Source organism: Mesorhizobium norvegicum, from assembly GCF_004919685.1.
Taxonomy (GTDB): Bacteria; Pseudomonadota; Alphaproteobacteria; order Rhizobiales; family Rhizobiaceae; genus Mesorhizobium; species Mesorhizobium norvegicum.
Window position 1 is genome coordinate 120,881 of record NZ_SMYZ01000081.1, and the last position, 11,866, is coordinate 132,746.

The 11,866-nt window shown below is 60.3% G+C and carries 9 protein-coding genes and 2 pseudogenes; 8 read left to right on the forward strand and 3 right to left on the reverse strand.

The annotated features are described in order from the left end of the window. Positions 1-9 precede the first annotated feature (9 nt). The 6 genes and pseudogenes from nifN to FCU66_RS30710 form a co-directional block, all read left to right on the forward strand. On the forward strand, positions 10-1,392 hold the full coding sequence (gene nifN, locus FCU66_RS30685; protein ID WP_136617668.1) for a nitrogenase iron-molybdenum cofactor biosynthesis protein NifN: 1,383 nt from the start codon (positions 10-12) through the stop codon (positions 1,390-1,392). Then, on the forward strand, positions 1,358-1,855 hold the full coding sequence (gene nifX, locus FCU66_RS30690) for a nitrogen fixation protein NifX (protein ID WP_010913613.1): 498 nt from the start codon (positions 1,358-1,360) through the stop codon (positions 1,853-1,855). Before nifN ends, nifX begins: the two co-directional genes overlap by 35 nt. A 16-nt stretch (positions 1,856-1,871) precedes the next feature. Further along, positions 1,872-2,351 (forward strand): NifX-associated nitrogen fixation protein, encoded by a 480-nt coding sequence (locus FCU66_RS30695; protein WP_010913614.1) that lies wholly within the window; start codon positions 1,872-1,874, stop codon positions 2,349-2,351. A 24-nt stretch (positions 2,352-2,375) separates the two neighbouring features. Further along, entirely contained in the window at positions 2,376-3,161 is a 786-nt protein-coding gene (locus FCU66_RS30700) for a response regulator transcription factor (protein WP_136617667.1), read from the forward strand. Positions 3,162-3,260: 99 nt separating this feature from the next. Next, positions 3,261-4,148 (forward strand): universal stress protein, encoded by an 888-nt coding sequence (locus FCU66_RS30705; protein WP_136617666.1) that lies wholly within the window; start codon positions 3,261-3,263, stop codon positions 4,146-4,148. 176 nt (positions 4,149-4,324) lie between these two features. Beyond that, positions 4,325-4,950, forward strand: a pseudogene (locus FCU66_RS30710) (NAD(P)/FAD-dependent oxidoreductase); the annotation flags it as partial. 718 nt (positions 4,951-5,668) lie between these two features. On the opposite strand, the gene FCU66_RS30715 reads toward FCU66_RS30710, so the two are convergent. Both FCU66_RS30715 and FCU66_RS30720 read right to left on the reverse strand, forming a co-directional pair. After that, positions 5,669-6,070, reverse strand: a complete 402-nt coding sequence (locus tag FCU66_RS30715) for a hypothetical protein (RefSeq protein ID WP_136617665.1) — start codon at positions 6,068-6,070, stop codon at positions 5,669-5,671. Between the two features lie 24 nt (positions 6,071-6,094). Next, complete coding sequence (locus tag FCU66_RS30720) at positions 6,095-6,838, reverse strand: acetoacetate decarboxylase (RefSeq protein ID WP_136617664.1); 744 nt, start codon at positions 6,836-6,838, stop codon at positions 6,095-6,097. Between the two features lie 1,208 nt (positions 6,839-8,046). Here FCU66_RS30720 and FCU66_RS30725 point away from each other — a divergent pair. After that, complete coding sequence (locus FCU66_RS30725) at positions 8,047-8,892, forward strand: radical SAM/SPASM domain-containing protein (protein WP_246094095.1); 846 nt, start codon at positions 8,047-8,049, stop codon at positions 8,890-8,892. A 108-nt stretch (positions 8,893-9,000) separates the two neighbouring features. On the opposite strand, the pseudogene FCU66_RS30735 reads toward FCU66_RS30725, so the two are convergent. Further along, positions 9,001-9,548: pseudogene (locus FCU66_RS30735) on the reverse strand (GDP-mannose 4,6-dehydratase); the annotation flags it as partial. Between the two features lie 722 nt (positions 9,549-10,270). On the opposite strand from FCU66_RS30735, the gene FCU66_RS30740 reads away from it, so the two are divergent. Continuing rightward, entirely contained in the window at positions 10,271-11,575 is a 1,305-nt protein-coding gene (locus tag FCU66_RS30740) for a lysine N(6)-hydroxylase/L-ornithine N(5)-oxygenase family protein (protein WP_136617744.1), read from the forward strand. Positions 11,576-11,866 lie beyond the last annotated feature (291 nt).

The following is an 11,866-nucleotide window of genomic DNA, read 5'->3' on the forward strand; positions in this document are numbered from 1 at the left end:
GGAAATCCGATGGTCCGCATCCTTCGCAATACCAAATCAGCGGCGGTCAACCCCCTGAAGTCGTCGCAGCCGCTGGGTGCCGCCTTCGCTTTTCTTGGAGTCGAGGGTGCGATGCCCCTGTTCCATGGCAGCCAAGGCTGCACCAGCTTCGCGCTCGTGCTCTTCGTGCGGCATTTCAAGGAAGCGATCCCCTTGCAGACAACGGCGATGGATGAGGTGGCAACCATACTCGGCGGAGCGGACCATCTGGAAGAGGCGATCCTCAACCTCAAAACCCGCACTAAGCCAAAGCTGATAGGAGTGTGCACGACCGCGCTGGTGGAGACCCGTGGCGAAGACTGCGCGAGTGATATCGCCAACGTCAAGCTGAAGCATGCGGAAGAGCTCGCGGGTACGGAGGTTGTGCTGGCCAACACGCCTGATTTCGGCGGCGCGATCGAAGAAGGCTGGGCCAAGGCTGTCGCGGCGATGATCGAAGGGATTACACGGTCGGGCGCACGGACCCGGCAGCCGAAGAAGATCGCGATCCTGCCCGGATGCAACCTCACTGTCGCTGACGTCGAGCATTTGCGTGACATGGTTGAAAGTTTTGGGCTCAAGCCGGTTATCCTGCCGGACGTCTCCGGCTCACTCGACGGCACGGTTCCTGACCGCTGGGTAACCACTACCTATGGCGGCACCAGCGTCGAGGAAATCCGCGAGCTTGGCATGGCCGCGCAATGCATCGTCATCGGCGAGCACATGCGCCACCCGGCGAAAACGCTGCACGGGTTGACCGGCGTGCCTTACGCGGTGTTCCAGTCGCTGACCGGATTGAAGGCCGTCGACCGGTTCGTCTCGCTGCTATCGGCGGTTTCGGGCGCCGCGGTGCCGGCCCGGGTTCGCCGTCACCGGGCGCAATTGGAGGATGCATTGCTCGACGGACATTTCCATTTCGGAGGCAAGAAAATTGCGATCGCTGCTGAACCAGACCAACTCTATCAACTCGCAACCTTCTTCACCGGCATGGGCTGTGACATCGCGGCGGCGGTCACGACGACCGATATGTCGAAGATTCTGCAAAAAGTACCGGCGGAGTGGGTTCAGATCGGCGATCTCGGCGATTTGGAAGCTCTTGCAGCGGGCGCGGATCTTCTCGTAACACATTCCCACGGTCGCCAGGCGTCGCGACGCCTTGGCATTCCGCTCATGCGCGTCGGCTTCCCTATCTTCGACCGGCTTGGCAGCCAGCACAAGCTCACAATCCTCTATCGGGGGACCCGCGACCTGATCTTCGATGTTGCCAATATCTTTCAGGCCAACCAGCACGCGCCGACGCCTGAGGCGCTTGATCCATTCCGGAAACGAGAAATGCCAGATGAGCTCCGTTCGTCGCCTCTCACTCGTCACTGACGAGGTTCACGCACCGATGACGGACCGACGGGCAGGCGCATTGCGCGTAGCCATCGCCACGCAAGACATGACGAATCTCAATGCCCATTTCGGGTCGGCCAAGCGCTTTGCTGTCTACGACGTGACGCGCGAGGAGTGGCATCTCGTGGAAGCCGTGGCCTTCGATGACGTTTCCGATGAGAGCGGGAAGCGTCGGACCGAGGGCGATGACCGCGTCACGCCGAAGGTGGAGGCGCTGAAGGGCTGCCATCTGCTGTTTTGTCTGGCCATCGGCGGGCCTTCGGCAGCCAAGGTTATTTCGGCAAAAATCCATCCAATCAAGGTGCCGCAGCCACAAACCATCCAAGAGGTGCTGTTGCGCACGCAGATGATGCTGAGAACGTGTCCTCCGCCCTGGCTGCGCAAGGTGCTGGCCGAAGCTGGTGTCGCCGAAAAGAAACCCTCTTTCGAGGACGAGGACTAAAACGAGGAAGTGCAAAATGTTTGAAGTCGCTATCAGCCCTGCTGTCAACGATGACGAAGCGGCCCTTGCCAGCCCATTCGTCAAATGCCTCGTGCGGCTGATCCGTGCTCAGGATACCCACGGGTCATGGGACGGCACAGCGGATGCCGAGTTGCTGGCCGACTTCATCGTCAGCAAGGAACGGCGTCGTACGATCCCAATCATCGGCGATCCCGATCCGGACGTGCTGTGGAGGCTCGACAAGTTTTACACTGCCGTCGCCCTTGCGATCGAGGAGCGCTCCGGCCTGATGGCATCGCCGATGATCGAAATGAGCCATGAGGGGTTCGGGCGCGTGCTTTTCACCGCCGGGCGGCTGGTCGTTTTGTCCAAGACCGTGCGCGACGTCCATCGGTTCGGCTTCGAGACGTTCTGCAAACTCGCCGCGGCCGGTACGAAATTGGTCGACGATGCCATCGCAGCCATCGACGCCTATCCCGAGGTGGCACGGGCATGAAACCAATTTTCGAGCAAGAGGATCATGTCAGGCCTTGAGGAGCCGCGATGGCCAGCCCACGCGGCCGACGCGGTCGAGGCCAATGTGGTTCTCGGGGTAGCGCTGATGAAGCCACTCGTCCTGATCTGTTCGCAAGATGCGGAGTTCTATCTGTTCCTCAGCCACATACTGGAGGTGGACGGCTTCGTCAGTGAGCCGGCAGGCGGCGCCAAGGAAGCACTTGCAAAGGCCGACGAACGGGAATTCCAGGCCGTGGTGCTGGACTGCGGTCCAACGAGCCTTACCGGGTCCGCAATCTGCGCCCGGCTCAAGCGGGAACCCCGGACCGGCGGCCTGCCCATCATTGCCCTGATCGCGCCCGGCGCCGAGAACCAGCACCTTGATCTGTTGAAGGCCGGCATTGACGAGAGCTTTGTGCGGCCAATGGCGCCGGCCAAGCTGCTCGATTATCTGCGGACGAGGCTGGCGCTGCCGAAGCCGGGTTCAAACGGGATTGAAAACGACAGCTGGCTTTCCTATGGCAGCCTTGAGATGAAGCTCGATGCCCACCGGGTTTGCGGCAATGGCCATGACATCCATCTCGGACCGATCGAGTTCAACGTGCTGCGGCATTTGCTGGAGGCTCCCGGCAAGGTCTTCAGCCGGGACGAGCTGATCGGCGGGGCCTGGCCGGCCAATATCCATGTCGGTCTACGCACAGTCGATGTCCATATCAGTCGGCTCAGAAAGGCACTGGAGACGGCCTCGACCGGTATCGTCATTCGTACCGTCAGATCGGCCGGCTACTCGCTCGAGAAGCTGGACGGCTGAATCGAGTGCCGGGTCTGGTGCCACTCTCTTTTCCTCGCGCTGTGAGCCGGTCTTGCGGCCTGAAACGCCCTCATCGAACACTCAGGAAGAAGCAGGAAAATGGGCTTTAAAACGGTACTCTGTTCGACCGGCGCTGACCATTCCGATCGGGACGTCAGAACTGCTGCCGGCTTGTGTGCGGAGATCGGCGCGCACCTTTCCGTACTGATTATACCCGCTCCGATGCTCCTTATGTCGCATCGGCGGATCGGAGATGGTGTCCCAGAGTGGCCGGTAGCACGTGGAAAGGCAATTGCCAGATTGAACGATCGGTTTCGGCAAATCGATCGATTTACACAGGACGCGGTCAGACTGGAAAAACGCTCCAGAGATATTCAGAAACTGCTGGAATCTATGTCGCTCGCCTATGACGTTGACACCGACTATTACGATCCGGCCAGCCTCGGTGAAGTGGCACGACAGCGGGCGCTCTGCGCCGACCTCACGATCATCGGACCGGGGCTCCTCGACGACGAGAATCTCGGACCTCCTGTGGTCAACGGCTGCTTGTTCGATACGGGAAAGCCGGTGCTCGTTGTGCCGAAGGGGGCTGAGGCGACGCTGTGGCCACGGCGCGTCCTGGTCGGTTGGGATTCGCGAGTCGAGGCGTCCCGTGCGGTTCGAGAAGCGCTGGGCCTCCTATGCGTTGCTGAGGAAGTTCGTGTCGCCCTGGTCGATCCGAAGGCCAACTACAACGGGAACGGCGCGGAGCCTGGAGCCGACATCGCTGCCTATCTCACTCGGCACGGTGCTCGGGTGTCGGTTGACCTCCTGCCAAGTGCCGGCAAATCGGCGGCCACGGTGCTTGCGCAGCACGCAATCGACATTTCTGCGGACATGATCGTCATGGGCGCCTATGGCAGCCGTCGGCTGCGTGAGCGGCTCTTTGGCGGTGTGACCAGATGGATCTTTGAAAAGCCGACATTGCCGCTGTTTTTGGCTCGATGACGGTTCCGGACCCGCACCGATGCTGTTCAAAGCTCTACTGTGACGCCTGCATTCATACGTAGATGGGCTCCATCGAAATAATCGATCTTACGAAGAGTAACGAACATGAAAAGCATTGCTCGGGAGGCGACGCCCGCCGGAAATCTCTCCAGTCATGCGCGAGGCGGAGGTGGAACGGCCAGTGCGTGACCAGTGTCAGCCTCGACAATGGCGACAGGCTGGAAGTCGGCATCGTCGTCAACGCCGCCGGGCCGAACGCTTGGCAAGGTCGCGGCGCTTGCCGGGCTTTCGCTGCCGGTCGAGCCGCGCAAGCGCAACGTCTTCGTCTTCGAGGCGCGCGAGAAATATTCTGATATGCCGCTGCTGGTCGATCCCTCCGGCATCTATGTGCGGCCGGAAGGCTCGGTCTACCTCACCGGCGGCGCCGAACCGGAAGAGGGCGATGGCCCGGCCGATCCCGGGGATTTCGAGGTCGACTGGCCGCTGTTCGAAGAGGTGATCTGGCCGGTGCTGGCGACCCGCATTCCGGCCTTCGAAGCGATCAAGGCGACCCGCGCCTGGGCCGGGGATTATGATTACAACACGCTCGACCAGAACGCGCTGATAGGGCCGCATCCGGAGGTCGGCAATTTCATCTTCGCCAATGGTTTTTTCGGCCACGGCCTGCAGCAGGGCGCCGGCGGTCGGCAAGGCGCTGGCCGAGCTGATCGTGCACGGCGGCTACCGCACGGTGGACTGCTCGGCGTTTGGGTACAGCCGTGTCGCTGAAGGGCGGGCGTTCAGGGAATTGAATGTGATCTAACGCTGGCGGGACAGCCCCCTCTCTGGCCTGCCGGCCATCTTCCCCGCAAGGGGGGAGACCGGCAGCTTCCCTGGCGGCTCCAAACTTCTAGCCTTGGAGATTGGCGAAGGCAGCGATGACGGCCAATCTCCCCCTTGCGGGCGGTCAGCGGGGTCCTTGCCTTTGGCGATGCATGTCGTGGCTGGACCGGGTGAGGTGAGTCCGGCCCGTCTACCCAGCCTCTGCGCCCGCCCCGAAGCCGCTCGCCCGCTCAGCGCTATGAGCGCGCGCTCGCGAGCGGCTTCGCGAACGCTGCGCTACAGCACGTGCAGGGACGCGACCCCAGTGAAGGCATACTCCAGCGTGGCTTCGCCAATTCCGTTTCGTTGGCCCCCCTCAAGCCGGTCTTCCAACCGAAGGCCGAACGCGCCAATTCGCCAGCCAACTCCATCAACGATTGTCTAAATCCGCAACCGGGGGCGGTTCGCTCGAGCTCGTTTGCTTGAGCACGGCACAGACGGGCTCGCGAGTACGATGCCGCGGAATGGGAACGCACCCATGCTTGGGCACGAGGGCCCCAAGCCAACGCGCATCGCGCCAATCGGCGTCGTCACGTTCGAGATACATCACCGGCTGCTCGGCGCTTTTACGCTCGCATATGCGCCGGCACGCCGCTGGCGATCGATGACGCATCTGCCGACGAGGCCGCTCGTTCCACGAAAAAGCGATAGGCGCGAGATCAATGGGCAACTTCGTCGGGATCGAAAAGAGCGCTAAACCGGGCTGCTAGATCAATCCAGGGTGCCGCGTCGCCGCTCTCTGAAGCTATTCGAACGACCGCCGCCAGATAATCGGTAAAAGCCTTCAGTCTTATGGCGCCTTGCTCTGAGAGGCAGTCAATGGCGTCAAGCCGCTGGTAAACGGCAGCGAGCATATGTTGCACCAAAAGCAGGGAGGATGGGCAAGGGCAATCGCTCTTACTCGCGAGGCGCCTGCACTCGCTGCAAAGCGGCGGAATGTCCTCTAAGGCTAGGTCGCTGGAAAGACGTTGTATGAGATTGTCAGTGGCGTTCCTTGTCGAGAAGCCGTCCACCAGCTCCCCATCGCGTTGGTTCAATGAGATAGCACTGTAAAAGTTCATGGTTCTTCCTTTCCGATGGCGAGGCTAGGCTTCCGTGAGATAGTCGTGGACGACCTTCCCGAGCGCGAGCGTGAGATCTGCGACGAGGTGTACTGCCGAGACTACTTCCAGCACCGGCAGTTCGGCGACGGGGGCAAGCGCATGCGACCAGAGGTTCAGGGCTGCCGGGCCGGTCCAGGCGCCCCTCAAATGGACGTCCTCTAGATGATATTCCACCAGCTCACAGATGCGCGGCGTGCCGTCGACATGCGGGATAATTTTGAGGAGGAAATTCGGTTCAGCGAGCGAGGCCCTCACGCTCGCGAGGTCGGCGGCTCGGTGCTTGTAGCCCATGGTACCCGTCGCGACGCGGACCGGCCCGTAGTCCAGCGTGCCAACAAGGGTATCCGTCTCCGTTCGGAGCGTTGGGCTAGCGAGCTTCTTGGGAAAGCCCCACAACTCGCGTCCGCCCGCTATCGGCGGATGGTCGTCGAGAAACATGCAATGGGTATAGCTCCCTTTGCGGCCACAGAAGGAGACAGGGATGACCTGTCCGCCTTCCGTGTAGTCGCCGAAGCCCGTCGAGTCCGGCATGCGAATGAACTCGAACTTGACCATAGGCTCGCACACCTGAAGCGGCTCCGGCACAAGGTCGCGCAGTTTCTGCGGATCGGTGCGATATGTGATGATCAGATACTCCCGGTTGCGGAAGCGATATGGGCCGGCCGGGTAGGCCGGGCTGGTCAGGGGCATGGCGAAAGCTTTCCCACGGACGGTATCTTGGTGCATGTTTGAAATTCCTTTGTGCTGGATCAGGTGGGCTTAGATCGGTCTGCATGATGGCGGCGAGGCTCTCCGAGGTGCTGTCATAGCCTCGTAAGGGATGCATGGCGTAATCGCGCGTAGCCATTTGCGCTGGGCAATTGCCTTGGGGCGCGAGGCGATGGTCGCGGACGCGGTTCCATGGCTCCGGTTGTGATCGAGAGGCAAGATTCGAGGTAAAGTTATTTTGTTCCTTATTTGAAGGCGCTGCTTCCCGTCTGCCCTCGTGGTAGGAGGAGGTGGAGTGGCGGCCAGCTCCGATTTGTCCTCATGACGGGGTTTGCGGATCGACGCGCATGCGCCATGCCAAATGAGAAATCGTTCGGTGCCCGCAGGACAGACGGCCTCGGCGAGCCAGTCGAGAGAGAAGGTCTTCGCCTCACGCGGATCAGATACGAATTCCCGAGCACTGCGGTGATGTAGCAGGAAGGCCTGCGACGCCACCAAACCTCTGTCGCGAAAATATGGAGGTGACGCGGTATCCGCCGTCTAGCCAGACAGCATACGCAGCATCCGGCAGCACGCACTCGACGGCCTGGCCCCATCGCCGGCTTCAGGAGAAAAGATCAGCTATGAGCCGGCAGGCAGTCGCTGCACGCGGCGGTCAGGTCGTGTAGATCTTCCGCGCACACAGCCGGCGCCGAAATGATGCTAGATGATGAGCCGACGCCAACATTACCGCAGGGGAGACAGCCAAGTCTGTCCTCAAGCGTCTGAAATACATGTCCAAAAGCTGACAGCGACAAAAAACATGTCTGGTCCAAAACAACCGGCCGCCTTGGGCGTGAGGTTTCTCGAAGCCTACTCGTGCAGTTGCTGCGGCTAAGCGCGCTGGCACGGCCTTTGCTGGAGAGGCTGCAATATTGAGTGGGGGCTGACCGCATAAGAACGCGAGACGATTGATGGTCTGCTGCGCCGGCGGCGCGCCCGCTCAACGGTCACGGCTACACCTTGGCAATGGCTGACGCGCGACTTTGCGGTTGCGCCGCCCTGCCGCGCCGATGCGCCCAAAGTTCGTTGATCGTCCGCTCGGCAGATTGAGGAAACCGGCTGTTGACTGCTGCCCAGGCGGAGATGGCTGGGCTCATTCGGACTGTCTTGACTGTCGGTGTCATGAAGCCAAAGACACCATGCTGGACGTTATGCATGACCAAGACGAGTGGGAGTCACAACGAATGATTTTACCGGAACTGCGCTCTGCTATCCCAGCCGGCAGAGTTTTGGAGATAACGACGACCACAGGATGCATCGTGGGATGTTCATATTGTCCGCAGGACAAGTTCGCTGACCGGCAAAGAAAAGTATCTGATACGAAGCATCTTAGTCTTGGAGATTTCAAGCGCTGTCTGGCGCGCGTACCAGCCTCCGTCGACATTAGTTTTGCCGGGTATTCTGAGCCATGGCTCAATCCGGATTGCACCGAAATGGTCGAGCACGCTTCCGCCAAAGGCCACGGCATCAGGATTTTCACGACGCTTGTGGGAATGAAGGGGCAGGATCTACAACGCTTGCAGGCGCTGCGGTTAGGGGTATTCGTGGTTCATGTTTTTGATGATGGCGCCCACATGAATAGCCGCCTTGTCGGAGACAAGTATCGCGATTTGGTTGGTCAACTCGTCGACGCCGACATCCCTTCGATCCGATTCGTGGTTTTGGGTGAGCCCCATCCCGATATCGCCGACATTATCCCTGCCCAAGCCCTAGTTCGCGCGCGACCGGTGAGCAGCAGGGGTGGAAGCGTAGACCCTAAGATTGTAGAACCACGGCAGCCAGTCGTCGGAGCGCTGATATGCGTGGACGAACGGCAGTATCGGAATGTACTCCTTCCAAACGGCGAGGTCACTCTCTGCTCCATGGATTTTGAGCGGCGTCACGTATTGGGCAACCTTCTATGCGACGAATATGGCGATCTCTTTAAAAGCCAAGTTTTTTGCGAAATCGTCGATCGCATGAATGGAGCGGCTGGTTTTCTGCTTTGCAGGATGTGTGAATTTGCCGATCCAAACGATAGAACTGACTGACGCCGGCTGACCGCGGCGGGCCTGAAATGCCGACGTCCCTGAAACGGCAAGATGCACATGCCGCGAAGTCATCGTGTTTTCACGCCACGCTAACACGATCCCGTAGGCGCGGCAGTCAGCCTCGACCATTTCCGAGACGAACTCATCGAAAGTGATCTTCGGCTTCCAATCGAGTTTTGTCGGCTGCCTTAGAGCCATCGCCGATCAGCAGGTCAACCTCGATTGGCCCGAAACAGCGTTTGTCGATCCGGATCAGCGCTTGATTACTCATGCGTTCACGGCCCACCTCGTCAACGCCTTCGCCCTCCCAGACGATTTTCCTTTTCGACTCGCCTGAAGGCAAGCCCCGACAAAGGTGCGGACCGTGTGTGTCTCGCCGGTTGCCAGCACGAAATCGTCAGGTTGATGCTGCAAGATGCGCCACATGCCCTCGACATAGGCGCGCGCCGAGCCCCAGTCGCGCTTTGCTTCCAGGTTCCCGAGATAGAGACAGTCCTGTTTGCCGGCCATGATCGAGCCACCGCACGCGTCACCTTGCGCGTGATGAAAGTTTCGCCGCGCGTCGGCCCTTCGTGATTGAACAGGATGCCATAGAGCCCGTATACCTCGCGGTAGTTCATGGTGATCCAGTAGCCGTAGAGCTTCGCCACCGCATAGCCGCATCCGTCGTGTCGCCGTAATGCAGGACCATGTCGGGATAGTCCTCATGAGGACCTTGATAACGGAAATTCCTTTTCAGGGATCGACACTCGCCGCCGGGGCCAGCCCGCGATGACGGCCGTGTGGAAAGTGCCAAGAGCGCCTGCAACGCTATGAAGTCGAAAAGTACGATTACGTGCAAAAATCGGCGCCGGTGCAAGGTTTCGGCCTCAATGTTGGATACTCGACAGGATCGCAAACCTGCCTTCCGTTGCTTTTGCTGATGTTTTGCTCTGGCACGTTCGATGCAGGGGACCTCCCGAACGCAGCAGCGGACGTCTTCTATGATCAAACCCACGGAAAAATGCTGTCGCCGCACTCATGACCGTGCCCTCGCTGGTCGCCAAGCAGGCCGAAGGTCGGCTCATCACGGTCGAGGCGGGCAACCGAGCCCAATTGCAATGAGGGATAGGCTGCGAAAGCATGTCACTGACCACTCCGGGGTCATCGAGGGGGGATTCTCGATGTCAGCCACGCGCAACATGTCGTCGGCATGAGTGCCGATCTCATCACGGAGCCGGCATCCGCGGGCGTCACACCCGATACTACGAACGCCCGGACAAACTGTTGCAAGTCCTGTGGTGTCGATGATGCGTGCGGGAAGGGCAAGCCCAGCGGCCATGGCCGACATTCGCCGCGTACAGCGCCTGATTGGGAGGCGTCAGCAGGAGCAAGGCACCTGGAGCTCTCTTGCATTGGGATCGGTGCTGGCCCGTCCAATTTGAGCCTCGCGTGTCAGATCCATGAGCAGGTTGGGCACGGGGCACTGTTCTTGGATCGGCAAGTCGACTTCCGCTGGCATCCAGGCACCGCATTCGAGTCCTCAGAACTCCAGGTCAGCCACATCAAGGATCTGGTCACGCTGGTGAATCCGCGATCCGCCTACACGTTCATAAACTACCTGCACGAGAACGGGCGTCTATACCACTTTCTGAATGCACAGTTCGATGCTGTGCTCAGGGCTGAGTTCGAGCAATACCTGAACTGGGCGTTCCGCAGAAACCCACTTGTGCGCGGCGGCGAGACCGTCCACGAGATACGCTATGACGGCGAGTTTCGGGTGCGCACGGACGACGCGGTGCTTAGTGCCAGAGACCTGGTGGTCGGCATCGGCAAGCAAGCGCGGATTCCACCTCAATTTCAGGGCTGGATCGGACGCAACCTGTTCCATTCATCCGATTTGCTGCACATCCATCCTGAGGTGCGACATAAACATGTTTGTGTCGTTGGTGGAGGCCAGTCGGGAGCCGAGGTGCTGTTGCATTTGGTCGGTGGGCCAAGAGAACGGCGGCCTGCCTCGATCACCTGGGTCTCGCAGCGCGAAAACTACCTGCCCCTCGACAACAGCCCGTTCACAAACGAGTTGTTCATGCCCTGTTTTTCGGATCGTTTCGCGGCAATGAGCGAGCCGCAGCGCAAGCTGTTCCTGCGGCGTTTCGTGCTCGCCTCGGATGGTATTTCGGATCGCACTTTGCGCGCCGTCTACCAGGCGCTGTACCGCCACGAATTTCTTGAGCCAGACCTATGTGACATCGCACTGCGGCCGGGTTGCAACGTTTCGCGCTGCATCAACGCCGGCGCGGGTCATAACTTGACGCTGCAGCGCGGCTTGGGCGACGTCGAAGAAGTCACCGCCGACATCGTCATCCTGGCCACCGGTTACGAGAACGCCGTGCCAAGCTTTTTGGAACCGATGGCGGATCGGCTGCAACAGACCGACAATGAGTTGGTCATCAACGAGGATTTTTCGGTGTGCTGGGACGGACCGCGTGACAGACGCATCTTCGTACAGAACGCCAATCCCGGGCAGCGCGGGCTGGCCGATCCGAACCTAAGCCTGCTGGCCTGGCGAGCTCGCCGCATTCTTGACAGCCTTCTACAGCGCGCGCCGTGCGCGAACCCTGAGCATCCTGGCTTTATCAGCCGTACCACCGTCGAGAGCTGGCCCGACCCGGTAGCCGAAGAAATGGGCAGCGGGATATGACTCAGCGACTACTGATCATCGGCGGTGGCGTCCAAGGAATTTTATCCGCCTCCGCTGCGGCGGCGGCCGGAGTCCGCTCCGAACTCATCGTGACTGAACATGCGCTTGGACCTATGGGCGCATCGCTTTATTCTGCGGGCGTCCATTTGCCCCACGGTCGTCGAAACCGGACCAGGTCGCTCACTCGAAAGTGCGCAGTGGCGCTGGCGGCCATGGCTGCGTCGGCCGTCAGCGGAGGCTTCCGGCCCATAGCGAAGCGTGTGGTGGCTGGACCGGGTGAGGTAAGTGATC

What these genes read in the sequence shown, in the direction of transcription:
- nifN (WP_136617668.1), top strand. Translation starts at nt 10, where the DNA reads ATGGTCCGCATCCTTCGCAATACCAAATCAGCGGCGGTCAACCCCCTG.
- nifX (WP_010913613.1), top strand. Translation starts at nt 1,358, where the DNA reads ATGAGCTCCGTTCGTCGCCTCTCACTCGTCACTGACGAGGTTCACGCA.
- FCU66_RS30695 (WP_010913614.1), top strand. Translation starts at nt 1,872, where the DNA reads ATGTTTGAAGTCGCTATCAGCCCTGCTGTCAACGATGACGAAGCGGCC.
- FCU66_RS30700 (WP_136617667.1), top strand. Translation starts at nt 2,376, where the DNA reads ATGTCAGGCCTTGAGGAGCCGCGATGGCCAGCCCACGCGGCCGACGCG.
- FCU66_RS30705 (WP_136617666.1), top strand. Translation starts at nt 3,261, where the DNA reads ATGGGCTTTAAAACGGTACTCTGTTCGACCGGCGCTGACCATTCCGAT.
- FCU66_RS30715 (WP_136617665.1), bottom strand. Translation starts at nt 6,070, where the DNA reads ATGAACTTTTACAGTGCTATCTCATTGAACCAACGCGATGGGGAGCTG.
- FCU66_RS30720 (WP_136617664.1), bottom strand. Translation starts at nt 6,838, where the DNA reads ATGCACCAAGATACCGTCCGTGGGAAAGCTTTCGCCATGCCCCTGACC.
- FCU66_RS30725 (WP_246094095.1), top strand. Translation starts at nt 8,047, where the DNA reads ATGATTTTACCGGAACTGCGCTCTGCTATCCCAGCCGGCAGAGTTTTG.